The 17584-nt window shown below is 72.4% G+C and carries 15 protein-coding genes; 9 read left to right on the top strand and 6 right to left on the bottom strand.

Going from position 1 to position 17584, the window contains the following annotated elements; all coding sequences use genetic code 11:
- Positions 1-22 precede the first annotated feature (22 nt).
- Entirely contained in the window at positions 23-463 is a 441-nt protein-coding gene (locus J7E91_RS28385) for a ferritin-like domain-containing protein (protein ID WP_214909507.1), read from the bottom strand.
- Positions 464-480: 17 nt separating this feature from the next.
- A complete protein-coding gene (locus J7E91_RS28390) occupies positions 481-990 on the bottom strand; it encodes a twin-arginine translocation signal domain-containing protein (RefSeq protein ID WP_214909447.1) in 510 nt (169 codons plus the stop codon).
- A gap of 154 nt (positions 991-1144) precedes the next feature.
- Between J7E91_RS28390 and rimP the strand changes: the two genes are divergently transcribed.
- From rimP to J7E91_RS28435, 9 genes are all read left to right on the top strand, one after another.
- Positions 1145-1642: a ribosome maturation factor RimP gene (rimP, locus tag J7E91_RS28395; protein WP_214909449.1), complete on the top strand. Its 498-nt coding sequence runs from the start codon at positions 1145-1147 to the stop codon at positions 1640-1642.
- Between the two features lie 2 nt (positions 1643-1644).
- Complete coding sequence (nusA, locus tag J7E91_RS28400) at positions 1645-2643, top strand: transcription termination factor NusA (protein ID WP_214909451.1); 999 nt, start codon at positions 1645-1647, stop codon at positions 2641-2643.
- Between the two features lie 75 nt (positions 2644-2718).
- Entirely contained in the window at positions 2719-3003 is a 285-nt protein-coding gene (locus tag J7E91_RS28405; RefSeq protein WP_214909453.1) for a YlxR family protein, read from the top strand.
- Positions 3004-3150: 147 nt separating this feature from the next.
- The gene (infB, locus tag J7E91_RS37100; RefSeq protein ID WP_214909455.1) at positions 3151-6300 is read left to right on the top strand and encodes a translation initiation factor IF-2; all 3150 of its coding nucleotides are present in this window, start codon (positions 3151-3153) and stop codon (positions 6298-6300) included.
- A gap of 148 nt (positions 6301-6448) precedes the next feature.
- On the top strand, positions 6449-6742 hold the full coding sequence (locus tag J7E91_RS28415) for a DUF503 domain-containing protein (RefSeq protein ID WP_214909457.1): 294 nt from the start codon (positions 6449-6451) through the stop codon (positions 6740-6742).
- Positions 6743-6775: 33 nt separating this feature from the next.
- Positions 6776-7240, top strand: coding sequence for a 30S ribosome-binding factor RbfA (gene rbfA, locus J7E91_RS28420; protein ID WP_214909459.1), 465 nt, complete (start codon positions 6776-6778; stop codon positions 7238-7240).
- Positions 7237-8139, top strand: a complete 903-nt coding sequence (gene truB / locus J7E91_RS28425; RefSeq protein ID WP_214909461.1) for a tRNA pseudouridine(55) synthase TruB — start codon at positions 7237-7239, stop codon at positions 8137-8139. The genes rbfA and truB overlap by 4 nt, the downstream gene beginning before the upstream one ends.
- Positions 8140-8397: 258 nt before the next feature.
- Positions 8398-12231 (top strand): serine protease, encoded by a 3834-nt coding sequence (locus J7E91_RS28430; protein ID WP_251016366.1) that lies wholly within the window; start codon positions 8398-8400, stop codon positions 12229-12231.
- A 44-nt stretch (positions 12232-12275) separates the two neighbouring features.
- Positions 12276-13229, top strand: coding sequence for a bifunctional riboflavin kinase/FAD synthetase (locus tag J7E91_RS28435; RefSeq protein ID WP_214909462.1), 954 nt, complete (start codon positions 12276-12278; stop codon positions 13227-13229).
- Here the strand turns inward: J7E91_RS28435 and J7E91_RS28440 are convergent.
- From J7E91_RS28440 to J7E91_RS28455, 4 genes are all read right to left on the bottom strand, one after another.
- Positions 13204-14256: an ABC transporter ATP-binding protein gene (locus J7E91_RS28440; RefSeq protein WP_214909463.1), complete on the bottom strand. Its 1053-nt coding sequence runs from the start codon at positions 14254-14256 to the stop codon at positions 13204-13206. The two genes, J7E91_RS28435 and J7E91_RS28440, sit on opposite strands and share 26 nt — an antisense overlap.
- A gap of 339 nt (positions 14257-14595) precedes the next feature.
- On the bottom strand, positions 14596-15600 hold the full coding sequence (locus tag J7E91_RS28445; RefSeq protein ID WP_214909464.1) for an ABC transporter ATP-binding protein: 1005 nt from the start codon (positions 15598-15600) through the stop codon (positions 14596-14598).
- The gene (locus tag J7E91_RS28450) at positions 15597-16517 is read right to left on the bottom strand and encodes an ABC transporter permease (protein ID WP_214909465.1); all 921 of its coding nucleotides are present in this window, start codon (positions 16515-16517) and stop codon (positions 15597-15599) included. The genes J7E91_RS28445 and J7E91_RS28450 overlap by 4 nt, the downstream gene beginning before the upstream one ends.
- A complete protein-coding gene (locus tag J7E91_RS28455; RefSeq protein ID WP_214909466.1) occupies positions 16514-17584 on the bottom strand; it encodes an ABC transporter permease in 1071 nt (356 codons plus the stop codon). Before J7E91_RS28455 ends, J7E91_RS28450 begins: the two co-directional genes overlap by 4 nt.

Genomic DNA, 17584 nt, shown 5'->3' on the forward strand with positions numbered 1-17584 from the left:
GGTTTCGAGTCCGGGTCGAAGCTCACTGCTTGCGGCTCACCGCCGGGGTGGCCAGCTCGGCAAGCCCAGGAAAGGCTACGCCGCGTCCCCGCCAGCGCACGGCCCGCACCGCTGCCTCCCGCAGCGCCCCCGCCGCCTCGCGCCGCAAGGGGCCCCCGGCGGCGCGTACGACGTCGGAGTAGACCCCGGCCACCCGGTCCTCCAGCTCGGCGGCGAGCCGTACGGCCGCCGCCGCGTCCGGCACCGGAAACGGCAGGGCGTACGCGGCGGCCGAGGCCACCGGGGTGGCGCCCAGGTCGCGCACGGTCCGCTCCAGCGCGTCGCGCCGCGAACGGTGGGCGTCGTACGCCTCCCGTGCCTCGTTCCTGCGCTCCTCGGCCACCCGGCCGCCGACGACTCCGTACCCGTACACGGCGGCGTGCTCGGCGGCCAGGGCGGCCTGTACGGCCTCCACCGCCTGCATGGCGGTCGGCGTCCCGCTCACCCGTCGCTCCTTTCGGTCAGCAGCTCGGTCAGCAGATATACGTGCGCGGCGCCGGCCGCGGCGACGGACGCCAGCAGCCGGGCCAGCTCCGGCGGTGCTTCGAGGAGAGCCGCGGAGTGCGCGTCGGCGCCGCGCTGCTCCTCGGCTGCGAGCTTCCTGAGGGCGGCTCCGCGCTCCGCGGCGACGGCCGGGGGCGCGGGGGCGCGGCCCGCCGGGCCTTCGCCCCGCAGCGCGTCCGCCTGCCTGGCCACCGCTTCGCGCAGCGGCTCCAGCCGCCCGGCGGTGGAGGGATGGGCGGCGACGACGGCGTCGTAGTGCGCCAGCAGCGTCCGCCTTGCCCGCGCGGAACGCTTGCGCAGCCCGGCCTCGGCCCGTAGCGCGGCGGCCGTGGCGCCGTCCCGGCCATGCGGAGCCGAATCCTCCGTACACCCGCCGGTCAGCAGCGCGACGGCCGCGGCCCCGGTCGCCGCGAGCGCACCCCTGCGTGTGGTTTCCGTGCGCCGCACCTGTGTCTCCCTCGGGGCTCTGCGGTGATCACCGCAGGCGAGCGTACCCGCGGCTCCCCGGCAGGCGGACGGCAACACCCCTCGCGACCGGATACCCTTTGATCTGACACGCGACGATCCACACAACAGCACACGCGGCCGAGGAGTCACCCGGATGAGCACCACCCAGAGCGACAGGCTGCGCGCACTCCTGGAACCACTGGTCAGCGCGGAGGGCCTCGATCTGGAAGACATCGAGGTGTCCCGGGCCGGCAGGCGCCGCCAGCTGAGGATCGTCGTCGACTCCGACGAGGGCGTGGAACTCGACGCCTGTGCCGAGCTGAGCCGCTCCATCTCCGAGAAGCTCGACGAGACGGACGCGATGGGCGAGGGCGAGTACGTCCTCGAAGTCAGCTCCCCGGGCGCCGACCGTCCGCTGTCGGAGCACCACCACTACGTACGGGCCACCGGCCGCCTCGCCAAGCTGACGCTGAACGACGCCACCGAGCTGGTCGCACGCATTCTGACCGTGGACGACGAGGGGCTCGACCTCGAAGTGCCGGGCGTGAAGGGCCGTAAGCCCACCGCCCGCCGGGTCGCCTTCGCGGACATCGCCAAGGCCCGGGTGGAGATCGAGTTCAGCCGCAAGGACAAGAAGGAAGAGGAGGCGTAGCCATGGATATCGACGTAAAGCTCCTGAAGGGCTTGGCGAAGGAAAAGGAGATCTCCTTCGACCTGATGGTCGAGGCGATCGAATCGGCCCTCCTCATCGCGTACCACCGCACCGAGGGAAGCTTCCGCCGCGCGCGCGTGGAGCTCAACCGCGAGACCGGGCATGTGACGGTCTGGGCGAAGGAAGACCCGGCGGACCTCGAAGAGGGCCAGGAGCCGAAGGAATTCGACGACACCCCGTCCGACTTCGGACGGATCGCGGCGAGCACCGCCAAGCAGGTCATCCTCCAGCGTCTGCGCGACGCTGAGGACGACCGGACCTTCGGCGAGTACGCGGGCCACGAGGGCGATGTCGTCACGGGCGTCGTGCAGCAGGGCAGGGACCCCAAGAACGTCCTGGTCGACATCGGCAAGCTGGAAGCCATCCTTCCGGTGCAGGAGCAGGTGCCGGGCGAGGAGTACACGCACGGTCTGCGCCTGCGTTCGTACGTCGTGCGGGTGGCCAAGGGTGTGCGCGGTCCGTCCGTGACGCTGTCCCGCACCCACCCGAACCTGGTGAAGAAGCTCTTCGCCCTGGAGGTCCCGGAGATCGCCGACGGCTCGGTCGTCATCGAGGCCATCGCCCGCGAGGCCGGCCACCGCTCGAAGATCGCCGTACGGTCGACGCGCTCCGGACTGAACCCGAAGGGCGCCTGCATCGGCCCGATGGGCGGCCGTGTGCGCAATGTCATGGCCGAGCTGCACGGCGAGAAGATCGACATCGTGGACTGGTCGGACGACCCGGCCGAGATGGTGGCCAACGCCCTGTCGCCCGCGCGCGTCAGCAAGGTCGAGATCGTAGACATGGCGGCCCGCTCCGCCCGCGTCACCGTGCCCGACTACCAGCTCTCGCTGGCCATCGGCAAGGAGGGCCAGAACGCCCGGCTCGCCGCCCGGCTGACCGGCTGGCGCATCGACATCCGTTCTGACACCGAGCAGCCCCAGTCCGCAGACCAGGACTGAGGCCGGTTTTACGACAACAACCGTTCGATTTTTGCCCCCATGGGGCGAGGTCGCCGCGGGGAGGTAGACTTAATAGTGTCTGGCCGGACGCATGCCCGCGTATGCCCTGAGCGAACCTGTGTGGGATGCCGGGAGCGAGCGGCCAAGCGCGAACTGCTGCGCATCGTGGAGATCGAGGGTGAATGTGTCCCCGATCCTCGCGGTACGCTGCCCGGCCGGGGTGCGTACATCCACCCCGCCTCTGAGTGTCTCGCTCTGGCGGTCCGCCGCCGGGCGTTTCCCCGGGCCTTTCGGGGCCGGGCACCGCTTGGCACATCGGCGCTGAGCCGGTTTGTCGAGCAGGCAACAGCAACACCGTAAGAAGAGAACGGCACGGATAACCGTGCGGTCAGGTACCTCGCGAGTTGGAAGTAGGTCGAGATTGCGATGAGCACTCGATGAGTACGCGATGAGTACGCCCATGAAGTAGCGACGGTCCGGCGGTAACCCGGACCTAAAAGGAGCGAAGTGGCAAAGGTCCGGGTATACGAACTCGCCAAGGAGTTCGGTGTTGAGAGCAAGGTCGTCATGGCCAAGCTCCAAGAACTTGGTGAATTCGTCCGTTCGGCGTCCTCGACGATCGAGGCGCCGGTTGTACGCAAACTGACTGACGCACTGCAGGGTCCCGGCGGCAACGCCGGCAAGACCGCAGCCAAGCCGGGCGCGCCGCGTAAGGCAGCGCCCGCAAAGCCGTCCCCGGCTACCCCCTCGTCTGCGCCCTCCCCGGCACAGGCGGTCCGTCCGGGCGCCCCGAAGCCGGGCGCACCGGCCCCCAAGCCGGCCGCGGCCGAGACTCCGGCGGCCTCCGCGCCGTCCGGTGCCCCGCGTCCGGGTCCGAAGCCCGCACCGGCCAAGCCCGCTCCGGCGGCTCCGGTGCCCGCTGCGGAGTTCTCCGCGCCCGAGCCTGCCCAGCAGGCCCCCGCTGCCCCCGCGCAGCCCCAGCAGGCTCCGCGTCCCGCGGGTGCCACGCCCGGCCCGCGTCCCGCCCGTCCGGCTCCGGCCGGTCAGCGCGACGGTGGTCAGCGTGACGGCGGCCAGCGTGACGACCGCCGTGGTGGCGAGCGTCCCGCCCGCCCCGGTGGCCAGCAGGCGCAGCCTGGACGGCCTGGCGGCGCGCGCCCCGCGGGTCCGCGTCCCGGCAACAACCCCTTCACCTCTGGTGGCTCCACCGGCATGGCGCGTCCGCAGACGCCCCGTCCGGGTGGCGCACCCCGCCCTGCCGGTGGCCACGGCGGTGCCGGTGCCCCCGGTGGCGCCCCGCGTCCGCAGGGTGCTCCCGGCGGCGCTCCCCGCCCGCAGGGCCAGGGTGGCGCACGTCCGACCCCCGGTGGCATGCCCCGTCCGCAGGGCGGCGCCCCGCGTCCGGGTGGTGCTCCGGGCGGTAACCGTCCGAACCCCGGCATGATGCCGCAGCGTCCCGCGGCCAGCCCCCGTCCCGGTGGCGGTCCTGGCGGCGGTGGCCGTGGTCCTGGCGGCCCCGGTGGCCGTCCGGCCGGCGGTGGCGGCGGTCGTCCCGGTGGCGGCGGCTTCGCAGGCCGTCCGGCCGGTCCCGGCGGTGGCGGTGGCGGCTTCGCCGGCCGTCCCGGTGGTCCCGGTGGCGGTGGCGGCGCTGGTCGTCCCGGTGGTGGCGGCGGCTTCGGCGGTCGTCCCGGCTTCGGTGGACGCCCCGGCGGCCCCGGTGCCCGTGGTGGCACGCAGGGTGCGTTCGGCCGTCCCGGCGGTCCCGCGCGTCGCGGTCGTAAGTCGAAGAGGCAGAGGCGCCAGGAGTACGAGGCCATGCAGGCCCCGTCGGTAGGCGGCGTCATGCTGCCTCGCGGCAACGGACAGACCGTCCGCCTGTCGCGCGGTGCCTCGCTTACCGACTTCGCCGAGAAGATCAACGCCAACCCGGCGTCGCTCGTCGGCGTGATGATGAACCTCGGCGAGATGGTCACTGCCACGCAGTCCGTCTCCGACGAGACGCTCAAGCTCCTCGCTGAAGAGATGAACTTCATCCTGGAGATCGTCAGCCCGGAGGAGGAGGACCGCGAGCTTCTCGAGTCGTTCTCCATCGAGTTCGGCGAGGACGAGGGCGGCGAGGACATGCTCGTCTCCCGTCCGCCGGTCGTGACCGTCATGGGTCACGTCGACCACGGTAAGACCCGACTGCTGGACGCGATCCGCAAGACGAACGTCGTTGCGGGCGAGGCCGGCGGTATTACGCAGCACATCGGTGCGTACCAGGTCGCCACCGAGGTCAACGGTGAAGAGCGCGCCATCACCTTCATCGACACCCCCGGTCACGAGGCGTTCACCGCCATGCGTGCCCGTGGTGCGAAGTCCACCGACATCGCGATCCTCGTGGTCGCGGCGAACGACGGTGTGATGCCGCAGACGATCGAGGCGCTGAACCACGCCAAGGCGGCCAACGTGCCGATCGTGGTCGCGGTCAACAAGATCGACGTCGAGGGTGCCGACCCGACCAAGGTGCGCGGTCAGCTCACCGAGTTCGGTCTGGTGGCCGAGGAGTACGGCGGCGACACGATGTTCGTCGACATCTCCGCGCGCCAGGGTCTCAACATCGAGCAGCTGCTCGAAGCCGTGATCCTCACCGCCGACGCGTCGCTCGACCTCCGGGCGAACGCCGAGATGGACGCGCAGGGTATCGCCATCGAGGCCCACCTCGACAAGGGCCGCGGCGCCGTCGCCACCGTGCTCGTCCAGCGCGGAACGCTCCGCGTCGGTGACACGATGGTCGCCGGTGACGCGTACGGCCGAGTCCGCGCCATGCTCGACGACAACGGCAACAACGTCGAGGAAGCGGGTCCGTCGACCCCCGTCCTGGTCCTGGGTCTCACCAACGTCCCCGGTGCCGGCGACAACTTCCTGGTCGTCGACGAGGACCGTACGGCTCGCCAGATCGCCGAGAAGCGTGCTGCGCGTGAGCGCAACGCCGCCTTCGCCAAGCGCACCCGCCGGGTGTCCCTCGAGGACCTCGACAAGGTGCTCAAGGCCGGTCTGGTCCAGGACCTCAACATCATCATCAAGGGCGACGCGTCCGGTTCGGTGGAGGCTCTCGAGTCCTCGCTGCTCCAGCTCGACGTCGGTGAAGAGGTTGAGATCCGGGTCCTGCACCGCGGTGTGGGTGCGGTCACCGAGTCCGACATCGACCTGGCGATGGGCTCCGACGCCATCGTCATCGGCTTCAACGTCCGAGCTGCCGGCCGCGCCGCGCAGATGGCGGACCGCGAGGGCGTCGACGTCCGGTACTACTCGGTCATCTACCAGGCGATCGAAGAGATCGAAGCGGCCCTCAAGGGCATGCTCAAGCCGGAGTTCGAAGAGGTCGAGCTCGGTACGGCTGAGATCCGCGAGATCTTCCGCTCGTCCAAGCTGGGCAACATCGCCGGTGTTCTCGTCCGCTCCGGAGAGGTCAAGCGCAACACCAAGGCGCGCCTCATCCGCGACGGAAAGGTCATCGCCGAGGACCTCAACATCCAGGGTCTGCGCCGCTTCAAGGACGACGTCACCGAGATCCGGGAAGGCTTCGAGGGTGGTATCAACCTCGGAAACTTCAACGACATCAAGGTCGACGACGTCATCGCGACGTACGAGATGCGCGAGAAGCCGCGCGGCTGAGCCGTGTAGCCACGCGAGTGCAGTGTCGGGGCCGCTCGGCGGAGATTATTTCCGTCGAGCGGCCCCGGCCGTTGCGTGTACGGTTCTTGTGTCCCTGCCAAGTGGTTGGCGGGGCACGACCCCGAACCGGCGGGACATCCGGACACACATGTATGTGGGGACACTGTCCTTCGACCTGCTCCTCGGCGACGTACGGTCGCTGAAGGAGAAGCGCTCTGTAGTACGCCCGATCGTCGCCGAACTCCAGCGCAAGTTCGCGGTCAGCGTCGCGGAAGTCGGCGACCAGGATGTCTACCGCAGGGCCGAGATCGGCCTGGCGGTGGTATCAGGGGACACAGGGCACCTCACGGAAGTACTGGACCGGTGCGAGCGCATGGTCGCCGCCCGGCCCGAGGTGGAGCTGCTGTCAGTACGACGGCGGCTGCACGGTGACGAAGACTGAAGTTCAGCAGCAGCAGAAAGAGGAGAAGGACCGGTGACCGACAAAGCGCGGGCCCGCAAGCTGGCCGATCGCATCCAGGTCGTGGTCGCGGAGACCCTGGACCGCCGAATCAAGGATCCGCGACTGGGGTTCGTGACCATCACGGACGCCCGTGTCACCGGTGACCTCCGGGAGGCCACGGTCTTCTACACGGTCTACGGCGACGACGAGGCGCGCGCCGCCTCGGCCGCCGCGCTGGAGAGCGCCAAGGGTGTCCTGCGTTCCGAGGTCGGGCGGCAGACCGGCGTGCGCCACACGCCGTCACTGACCTTCGTCGCGGACGCGCTGCCGGACAACGCGCGCACGATCGAGGACCTCCTCGACAAGGCGCGCGCCAAGGACGCCGAGGTGCGCCAGGTGTCGACGGGCAAGACGTACGCCGGCGAGGCCGACCCGTACCGCAAGCCCGAGGACGACGAAGCCGACGAGGCCGAGGACGAGGGCGAAACCGCGGAATGAACAAGCGCACCACCACGACGCCGGACGGCCTTGTCATTGTCGACAAGCCGTCCGGCTTCACTTCGCACGACGTCGTGGCCAAGATGCGCGGGATCGCCAAGACCCGCCGCGTCGGGCACGCGGGCACCCTCGACCCCATGGCGACGGGCGTCCTCGTCCTCGGTGTGGAGAAGGCCACGAAGCTCCTCGGCCATCTCGCCCTGACCGAGAAGGAGTACCTCGGGACGATCCGGCTCGGCCAGACCACGGTCACCGACGACGCGGAGGGCGAGATCACCTCGTCCGTCGACGCCTCGGGCGTGACCAGGGAAGGCGTCGACGCGGGCGTCGCCGAGCTGACCGGCGCCATAATGCAGGTGCCGTCCAAGGTCAGCGCCATCAAGATCGACGGCAAGCGGTCGTACTCGCGGGTGCGCGAGGGCGAGGAGTTCGAGATCCCGGCCAGGCCGGTGACCGTCTCGTCCTTCCAGGTGTACGACGTGCGTCCGGCGGTGGCCGAGGACGGGACGCCCGTCGTCGACCTCGTCGTCTCCGTCGTCTGCTCCTCCGGTACGTACATCCGCGCCCTCGCCCGTGACCTCGGCGCGGGCCTCGGCGTCGGAGGTCACCTGACCGCGCTGCGCCGCACGCGGGTCGGCCCGTACGGGCTCGACGCGGCGAAGACGCTGGAGCAGCTCCAGGAAGAGCTCACCGTCATGCCGATCGCCGAGGCGGCCGCGGCCGCGTTCGCGCGGTGGGACGTGGACGAGCGGCGCGCGGGCCTGGTGACCAACGGCGTACGGCTCGACATGCCGGCTTACGACACCAGCCCGGTCGCGGTCTTCGGGCCCGAGGGGCGGTTCCTGGCGCTGGTCGAGGAGAGCCGGGGCAAGGCGAAGAGTCTCGCCGTATTCGGCTGAGGCAAGCCGGGGGGTATTCGGCTGAGCTGTGCCGGGGAGTGGCCGACCCCCCATCGTGGAGCGGGCAGCCCGTCGACTGCCCGCTCCACGATCCCCCTCCGGAAGTCTCTCCAGCCCGCACCGCCGATTCACCCCTTTGGGCGGGCGCTCGGAGTGACTGACGGGTGCACTGGGGGGCGCTTTCGCCGTGCGTCCTTCTCCTGGTGATCACAGCGGACCTACCGTCGGTGATCACGGGGCACGGCGGGAGGTTCGGCGATGGCGGTACCGGAGACGGCGTTGCCCTCGTCGCCCCCCGTCACGCTGGTGCGGATCTGCGATCCGGCCGGGCGCCCGCGCGGGACCGGGTTCGTCGCCGACGACCGGGGCACCGTCGTCACCAGCCACGAGGCAGTCGACGGCCTGACCCGGATCGTCCTGCACGCGCCGGGCGAGCCCGGCGGACCCGGCGAGCGGACCTGTCTCGCCGAGGCCGACGCGATCACCCCGCTGCCGGAGACGGATCTGGCGCTCGTACGGACCGAAGGGCTCGGCGTACGGCCCGTACCGGTCGCGGTGCGGGACCGGATCGGGACGGGCACGTACGTACGACTGGCGGCCGGGGGCTGGCGGGAGGCGCGGGTTCTCAGGCCGGTTACGGTCACCTACACGGCGACCGACCGCTTCCATCTCATCGACCACGCGGTGGAGTTGGCGATGGGGACGGCCGGCAGCGACGCGCTGCGCCTCGGCGGCCCGGCGGCGGGGACGCCGGTCCTGGACGCCGAGACGGGAGCGGTGCTGGCCGTGCTGGGCACCGCGCTGTGCGCGGAGCGGCGGGCGGCGGGGTTCGCCGTACCACTGCGGGCGGCGGCAGCGGCATGGCCCGATGGGCCGCTGGCGGAGTTGCTGCGGCGGAACGCGGCGACGGTGCCGGGCTTCGGGCCGGACCTGAACCTCGCGGGCGCGTTGCAGCTGACGGCGACATCGGCCGGGCCGGGGCCGGGCCGGTGGCAGGGCCCGGTGGAACGCCCGGAGACGGCACGGGAGTTCACAGCTTTCTCGGCGTCCTCAGCGTCCTCGGCGTCCGCCGGTGCACTGGTGCTCGCTCTGGTCGGGGACCCCGGAACCGGGCGTACGACGGAACTCGCCGCGCTGGCCGAACGGTGTGCCCAGGGCCCGGAGCCGGCCCCGACGCTCTGGCTGCGCGGCGCGGACCTGCGGGCCGGTGACACCTCGGTCGCGGACGCGGTGGGACGGGCGCTGCGGCAGGCGGGGCGGATCGTCGGCGCTTCGGGGGAGCGGAGCGGCGATCCGGGGGCCGCCACACCGGAGCGGGTGGCGCGGCTGGCACGCGACGCGGGACGGCCGCTGCTCGTACTGCTGGACGCTCCTGAGGAAATGCCACGCGCACTGGCTCAACGGCTGCCCGACTGGACCGCGGGGACGGCGAGCTGGCTGCGCGGAGCCGGGGCGCGGCTGGTCGTGGCGTGCCGGGCCGAGTACTGGGAGCAGGCGGGGGCGCTGTACCCGGAGGGCGCCCTGCACCGCCCGGCGCGGCCTTGGACCGGTCCTTGGGCCGGGCTGCCCGCGGCCGTACGGATCGGGGACCTGACCGAGGCCCAGGCGGTACGCGCCCGCGAGCGGTACGGCATCCCGGACGGGACACTCGCGGACGCCTCCGACGCCCGGCATCCGCTGACCTTGCGGCTGCTGGCGGAGGTACGGGAGGCGCTGCCGGGGGACGTACCCGGGCAGCCTTCGCGCGAGGACGTGTTCGCCGCGTACCTGGACCTGAAGTGCCTGCGCATCGCGGCGCGGCTGGCGGCGGCGGCCCGGCCGACGCCGCGGGGTACGGCGGTGCGGCGGCTCGCCGCGAGGGTCTCGGGGCAGGTGCACGAGGCGGCGCGGCGGTGTCTTGGCTCCGGGCGGGGCGCACTGGACCGCGCGGCCTTCGAGGCGATCTTCCCGTGGCGTACGGGGTGGGCGTCGGCGGTACTGACGGAGGGGCTGCTGGTGCCGGCCGGGGCCGGGTACCGGTTCGCCCACGAGGAGCTCGCGGACTGGCTCCAGGGCGCACACCTGGACGTCGACACGGCGCTGCACACCCTGGTCCACGAGGCGCGAGAGGGGCAGCAGGCCGACGGGACCCGCGAAGCCCGGGCACCCGAACGGGCGGGCTCCCCGCTCCATCCGCCGGGGCCCGCCGCGCCCGTGCCGTCCCCGCGCGGTGCGCACGCGGGGGCCGCCGACCGGCAGGCACACGACCGGGCGGGCGAGGCGTGCGGGCACGTGCTGCCCATGTCCCGGCGGCGCGGTGCGGGGTGCTGGTCGTCGGCGACGGCGCCAGTGCCGCCTCATCGCATCGGGACGGTGGTGCAGGCGCTGCTGCGCCTGGGCCGCGTGCACGGTCCGCCCGCGTTGTCCCGCCGGCTGATGGACCTGGTGCACGCGCTGGACGCTTCCCCGGCCCCGCCACTTCCCGGCCCCCCGGAGGCGGAGACCCCCGACGCGCCGCCGGGGCGCACACACCCCGGGCGGGCGGGCGGCGTAACCGATGAGGAGCCGGCAGCTCCGTGCGGGAGCTGGTGGTGGTGGGGAAGCCGGTTGCTGCGGGAGGTGTTGCTGCGGGTGGGGGACGCGGGGGAATACCTGGGCGTGCTGCGCGCGCTGGCCGACAGCATCAGCCGGCGGTCGGTACGGGAAGGCGGCCCTCAAGGCCTCGGCGGGCTCGCGGAGTTCGGGCCCTGGTTCTGGGAGCGGGTACGCCTCGCGGAGGCGGAGCGGATCGACCTGCTGCGACGGCTCCTGCCCGCCGACGGAGCGCCGGGGAGCGGGCACGTACCGCCGCAGGGCCGGTACCTCGACGCCGCGGCGCGCCGGCTGGAGGCCGCGCCACAGGCCGTGCAGCCCATGCTCTGCCACTGGTTCGACGACGAGCGGCCGCTGCCCGCCGCCGACGACGCCGAGATACGTCCCACCGTCGCCGGCGTCGCCCAGGCGCTGCTCTACGCCCGCCGCTGCCTCGCCATCGACGATCTGACCGAGGCCCTCGTCGACAGCGCGCACCCCCGCGCCGACGAACTGCTCGCCGCCCTCGCCGAGGACGAGCCGTCCGCGCTCTGCCGGGCCGTCGACCGCTGGTCCCACGACGACGGGCGGCCGGCCCGCCGGGTCGCCGCCGCGACGTACGGGCTCACCACCGCGCCGTACATCACGACGGACGCCGACCGCGTCCTGCTCAGGTATGCCGCGCTCTCGCTGCTCGCCCGGCCGGGCGACAGCGCCCTGCACGGTCCCGCTCTCGGCCTGCTCGTACGGGATCCGGATACCCGGTCGCACTGCCTGGCGCGGGCGCTGGCGACGTACGCCGGTGACGGTTCGCGGCTGCCCGCCAGCGCCCTCGCCACCGCGCTCACCACCCACCCCGAGCCCGTTCTCGCCGCCTTCCGGGCCCGCCTGGCGCGGGGAGGAGAGGGCGCGGGCGACGTAGTGCGCGCGCTCGCCGACGTCAGTACGCCCGCCCTCGCCCGCCGCGCCGCCGCCCTCGTCCGCGAGTACGTCGGCCGCCACCCCGACGGCGCCGCGCACGCCGCCGCGTACGTGGACCGGCGCCTCGAACACGGCCCCGCCGCCCGCGCCGTCCTCTACCCCCTGGTCACGGGCCTCCTGCGGAACCACCCCGGCCACCTGCCGCGCGCCCTCGCCCCCGTGCTCGCCGCGCCCGGCAGCCGGGCCTCGCGGCCGCTGCGGGCCGAACTGCTCGACGTACTCCTGGAGAGGTACGGAGCGCGGGACCCCGGCGTTCTGGAGGCGGTGCTGCTGGCCGCCGCCACCGGCGCCCGGCGCAGGGGCGATGCCCGGACCAGGGACCTCGTACACCGCACCGGGATGCTCCTGGTCCGTACGCCCGAGGGGGCGGCCTGCTTCGACCGGCTGCTGGCCGGGCTCTGCCGCGAGATCCCCGGATTCGCGGCGCTCGTCGCCGGCTGGCTGGCCGCCGCGCCCCGCGAGTGGGAGGCGCTGGTGGGGCCGAGCGCCCGCAGGACGGTCGGGAGCCTGGAGGACCTCTATACCGATGCGAGCCGAAGGCCCGGGGCATGGCAGTCTTAGACCTGCGTAATCGGGTTCGAGTTCGGACGAGGAGAGCGGTCACAGTGCAGCGCTGGCGTGGCTTGGAGGACATCCCCCAGGACTGGGGACGCAGCGTCGTCACCATCGGCTCCTACGACGGCGTGCACCGCGGGCACCAGCTGATCATCGGTCGCGCGGTCGAGCGCGCCCGCGAGCTGGGCGTGCCGTCGGTCGTCGTTACGTTCGATCCGCACCCGAGCGAGGTCGTGCGCCCCGGCAGCCACCCGCCGCTGCTCGCCCCGCACCACCGGCGCGCCGAACTGATGGCCGAGCTGGGCGTGGACGCGCTGCTGATCCTGCCCTTCACCCAGGAGTTCTCGAAGCTCTCACCGGCCGACTTCATCGTGAAGGTGCTGGTCGACAAGCTGCACGCGCGGGCGGTCATCGAGGGACCCAACTTCCGCTTCGGGCACCGGGCGGCCGGCAATGTGGCATTCCTGGCCGAGCTCGGTCAGACGTACGACTACGAAGTCGAGGTCGTCGACCTGTACGTGAGGGGCGAGGCGGGCGGCGGCGAGCCGTTCTCGTCGACGCTGGTGCGGCGGCTGGTGGCGGAGGGCGACGTCGAAGGCGCCGCGGAGATCCTGGGCCGGCCGCACCGCGTCGAGGGCGTCGTGGTGCGCGGCGCGCAGCGCGGCCGCGAGCTCGGCTACCCGACGGCGAACGTCGAGACGCTGCCGCACACCGCGATTCCCGCCGACGGGGTGTACGCGGGCTGGCTGACCGTGGAGGACGAGAAGATGCCCGCCGCGATCTCGGTCGGCACGAACCCGCAGTTCGACGGCACGGAGCGCACGGTCGAGGCGTACGCCATCGACCGGGTCGGCCTCGACCTGTACGGGCTGCACGTCGCCGTCGACTTCCTCGCGTACGTGCGCGGCCAGGAGAAGTTCGAGTCGATCGAGGCGCTGCTGGAAGCGATCGGGGCCGACGTGAAGCGATCGAGCGAGCTCATCGAGGCGTACGAGACCCGGTAGCCGTCCCCTCCTTCCCCATCCCTACCTTCTCCGGGCGATCCGCCCGCAGGGCCGCTGCCCAGTGGCAGGCGACCTGCGCTTCGTCGCCGCCGGTCAGGACCGGCAGGAGCGTCGTACGGCAGTCGGCGGCGACGCCCGTACGCTCCGCCTCGCCCGACGCGAGCACCTGGCAGCGGGCGTGGAAGCGGCAGCCGCCGGGGACGCGGGACGGGTCCGGGGGCTCACCCGTGAGGACGACCGGCACTTCACCGGATTCCGGCAGTACGGACAATAGGGCCTGGGTGTACGGGTGCTGAGGTGTCGTCAGTACTTGCTCGGCGGGGCCGCTCTCCACGATCCGGCCCAGATACATCACCGCCACGCGGTCCGCGATGTTCCACGCCAGCCCGAGATCGTGGGTCACGACCAGGGCGGAGAGGCCGAGTTCGTCGCGCAGTGACAGCAGGAGTGCCAGGATCTCGCCCCGTACGGACGCGTCGAGTGACGCCACCGGCTCGTCGGCGACGATGAGTTCGGGTTCGAGAACGAGCGCGCCGGCGATGACGACGCGCTGGCGCTGGCCGCCGGAGAGCTCGTGCGGGTAGCGCAGGAAGAACCGCTCGGGGGGCCTGAGCCCGGCACGGGACAGCGCCTCGGCGACGGCCTCGCGCTCGTCGCCGGCGTAACCGTGGATCCGCAGGCCTTCCGCCACGGCGTCGTACACGGTGTGACGCGGATTGAGTGAGCCGCTCGGGTCCTGGAGCACAAGCTGGACGCGCTTGCGGTACGCCTTGAGGGAACGCGAGCCGTAGTCGAGGGGCGCGCCGCCGAAGGTGACCTGGCCGGAGGTGGGCGGTACGAGGCCGAGCAGGGAGCGGGCGAGCGTGGTCTTGCCGCAGCCGGACTCGCCTACCAGCGCGACGATCTCGCCGGGGCGGATGTCGAGATCGACACCGTCGACGGCCCGCGCGACCGCCGCGCCACGCCGCCCGGGGAAGGCGACGTGGAGCCCGGCGGCGGAGAGGAGGGGGCGGGTGGTGGTGCTCATGTGCGGCTCCGGTGGGGTGGAGTGGGGTGGGGGAGTGGTCATGGTTGGTGGGCGGCGGGTCGGGGCGGAGCCCGCTGCGCGGGGCTTTCCCCACCCCGCACCTTCCCGGCCGTGACATTTGCGGCTCCGCCGCGGGGGGCTCCGCCCCAGACCCCGCTCCTCAGACGCCGGAGGGCTGAGAGTTGCCGCTGCGCGGCAAATCCAGCCCGTCCGGCGTTTGAGGACACGCCCGTAGGGCGTCCCGGGGGTCTGGGGGCTTGCCCCCAGTTCGGGAAGGGGCGGGTAGGGGAAACGCCCCGCGCAGCGGACAACGCAAGGCACCGGGCGACGCGCCCCCGTTCAAACCGCCGCCGGCGGCTCCGGCACCGCCACCCGCGCCGGCACCGCCCCCACCCGCACGCACGCCGCCAGCCGCCCCGCCCCCGCCTCCCGCAGCGCCTGGTCCTCCGTGGCGCACTCGTCCAGCGCGACGGGGCAGCGCGGGTGGAACGTACAGCCGGGCGGCAGCGCCGACGGGTCCGGCGGGTCGCCCGGCAGGCCGCGCGGGGCCCGGCGCGAAGCGGGATCGCCGATGCGGGGGAACGCCGCCGACAGGGCCAGGCCGTACGGGTGCTGCGCGTCGGTGAAGACCTGGTCCGCCGGGCCCTCCTCGACGAGCCTCCCGGCGTACATCACCGCGAGCCGGTCACACGTGTCGGCCAGGACCGACAGATCGTGGCTGATCATCAGCAGACTGATGTCCTTGTCCGCCACGAGCTGCTCGATGAGCCGCAGAATCTGCGCCTGGATCATCACATCCAGCGCCGTCGTCGGCTCGTCCGCCACGATCAGCCGTGGATCGCACGCGAGCGCCATCGCGATCATCACGCGCTGCCGCTGCCCGCCGGACAACTCGTGCGGATACGCTTCGGCGCGCGCGGCCGGCAGCCCCACCTGCTCCAGGAGTTCGACGGCACGCTTGCGCGCGGCCCCCGCGGTGGACCTGCCGTGCAGCAGCACCGGCTCGGCGATCTGCTCCCCGACCCGGTGCACGGCGTTCAGCGAATGCATCGCGCCCTGGAAGACGATCGAGGCGCCCGCCCACCGTACGGCCCGCAGCCGCCCCCATTTCATGGTGAGGACGTCCTCACCGTCCAGCAGGATCTCACCGCTGAGCTTCGCCGTAGCGGGCAGCAGTCGCAGCAGCGCGAGCGCCAGTGTCGACTTGCCGCACCCTGACTCGCCCGCGATGCCGAGCTTCTGACCGGCCGACAGCGTCAGGTCCACGCCGCGTACGGCGCGCGTCCCGGCGCCGTACGTCACGTGCAGGTTCCTCACTTCCAGCAAGGGGCCCTGTGTGCTCATCGGTTCGACACTCCCAGCTTCGGGTTCAGGACGGACTCCACCGTGCGCCCGCACAGCGTGAAGGCAAGGGCGACGATCGCGATGGCGATGCCCGGTGGCGCCAGATACCACCAGTGCCCCGACGAGACCGCGCCCGCCTCCCGCGCGTCCTGGAGCATGCCGCCCCACGAGACGACGTCCGGGTCCCCGAGGCCGAGGAAGGCGAGTGTCGCCTCGGTCAGGATGGCGCTGGAGATACCGAGCGTGGTCTGGGCGAGGACCAGTGGCATGACGTTCGGCAGGACGTGGCGGGTCATGATGTGCCCGTGGCCGCCGCCGAGCGCGGTCGCCCGCTCGATGTACGGACGCGACTCGACGGCCAGTGTCTGTGCTCGCACCAGCCGGGCCGTCGTCGGCCAGGTGGTGACGCCGATCGCCAGGATCACCGTCCACACACTGCGCGACATCACCGTGGCCAGCACGATCGCGAGCACCAGCGTCGGCATCACCAGGAACCAGTCGGTGATCCGCATGATCACGGTCGAGAACCAGCCGCCGAAGTGCCCCGCGACGATGCCCACGAGCGTACCGATGGCCACCGACAGCGCGGCCGCCATCAGCCCGACCGTGAGGGAGATCCGCGCGCCCCAGACCAGCAGGCCGAGCAGCGAACGCCCGAACTGGTCCGTCCCGAGGGGGAATTCGGCGCTCGGGGACTCCAGCGCCGCCCCTGGAGCGTTCGTCACACTCTGTACGTCGCTGCCGACGAGCAGCGGCGCGGCCAGCGCCACCAGCGCGATCACGGCCAGGGCGCCGAGCCCGAAGAGGCCCGCCCGGTGCGTACGGTACGAACGCCAGAACCGGGCCACGGAGCTGCGGCGCCGCGCCCAGGTGAGGGCGGAGGCGGTCTGAGCGGCGGTCGCGGTAGGAGCAGTCATCGGCCCACCCGGGGATCGAGCAGCGGATAGAGCAGGTCGGCGAGAAGATTCATCAGGATCATCGCGCCGGCGAAGACGACGAAGAGCCCCTGCACCAGCGGCAGGTCGGGCACGCTCAGCGCCTGGTAGAAGAGACCGCCGAGCCCCGGCCAGGAGAACACCGTCTCGACGAGGATCGAACCGGCCGCCACATGGCCGAGGTTGATGAAGACCATGGTGACGGTGGGCAGCAGGGCGTTCGGTACGGCGTGATGGCGCCGCACCAGGTCGTCGCGCAGCCCCTTCGCGCGCGCCGTCGTCAGGTAGTCGCTGCCCATCTCGTCGAGCAGTGAGGCCCGCATGACCAGCAGCGTCTGCGCGTAACCGACGGCGACCAGGGTCACGACGGGCAGCGCCATGTGGTGCGCCACATCGGCGACGTACGCGAAACCGGTCGCGCCGCCCGACTCCATGCCGCCCGTGGGGAACATGCCGGGGATCGGGCCGATGCCCACCGAGAAGGTGATGATCAGCAGCAGGCCGAGCCAGAACGACGGCACGGACCACAGCGTGAGGGCGACGCCGGTGTTGACCTTGTCACCGAGCCGGCCGTGGTGCCACGCGGAACGCGTGCCGAGCCACAGGCCGAGCACCGAGTAGATGACGACGGCGACGCCGGTGAGCAGCAGGGTCGCGGGCAGCTTCTCCGCGATCAGCTCACCGACCGGCGCGTGGAACTGGTACGAGATGCCGAGATCGCCGCTCAGAGCCTTGACGCAGTAGCCGGTGAACTGCTGCCACACCGGCAGGTCCAGGCCGAACTGGTGGCGCAGAGAAGCCAGTTGCTCGGCCGACACCTGGCGGCCGTGCGTCATGGTGCGCACCGGGTCGCCCGGGATGATCCGGAAGAGGAAGAAGCTCGTGACGAGTACGGCGAAGAGCGAGACGGCCGCGCCGCCCAGCTTTCCGGCGACGTACAGCAGATAGGCGCGGGCGGAGCGGGCGCGGGGGCCGGACGGCCCGGTCTTCACCGGGACCGGGCCGTCGGCCGTACCCTCCGCGAGGGGGGCGGTGCTTGCAGTGCTCAT

Source organism: Streptomyces sp. ISL-99 (genome assembly GCF_018614005.1).
Taxonomy (GTDB): Bacteria; Actinomycetota; Actinomycetes; order Streptomycetales; family Streptomycetaceae; genus Streptomyces; species Streptomyces flavidovirens.

What these genes read in the sequence shown, in the direction of transcription:
- J7E91_RS28385 (WP_214909507.1), bottom strand. Translation starts at nt 463, where the DNA reads ATGCAGGCGGTGGAGGCCGTACAGGCCGCCCTGGCCGCCGAGCACGCC.
- rimP (WP_214909449.1), top strand. Translation starts at nt 1,145, where the DNA reads ATGAGCACCACCCAGAGCGACAGGCTGCGCGCACTCCTGGAACCACTG.
- nusA (WP_214909451.1), top strand. Translation starts at nt 1,645, where the DNA reads ATGGATATCGACGTAAAGCTCCTGAAGGGCTTGGCGAAGGAAAAGGAG.
- J7E91_RS28415 (WP_214909457.1), top strand. Translation starts at nt 6,449, where the DNA reads ATGTATGTGGGGACACTGTCCTTCGACCTGCTCCTCGGCGACGTACGG.
- truB (WP_214909461.1), top strand. Translation starts at nt 7,237, where the DNA reads ATGAACAAGCGCACCACCACGACGCCGGACGGCCTTGTCATTGTCGAC.
- J7E91_RS28430 (WP_251016366.1), top strand. Translation starts at nt 8,398, where the DNA reads ATGGCGGTACCGGAGACGGCGTTGCCCTCGTCGCCCCCCGTCACGCTG.
- J7E91_RS28440 (WP_214909463.1), bottom strand. Translation starts at nt 14,256, where the DNA reads ATGAGCACCACCACCCGCCCCCTCCTCTCCGCCGCCGGGCTCCACGTC.
- J7E91_RS28445 (WP_214909464.1), bottom strand. Translation starts at nt 15,600, where the DNA reads ATGAGCACACAGGGCCCCTTGCTGGAAGTGAGGAACCTGCACGTGACG.
- J7E91_RS28450 (WP_214909465.1), bottom strand. Translation starts at nt 16,517, where the DNA reads ATGACTGCTCCTACCGCGACCGCCGCTCAGACCGCCTCCGCCCTCACC.
- J7E91_RS28455 (WP_214909466.1), bottom strand. Translation starts at nt 17,584, where the DNA reads ATGAGCACTGCAAGCACCGCCCCCCTCGCGGAGGGTACGGCCGACGGC.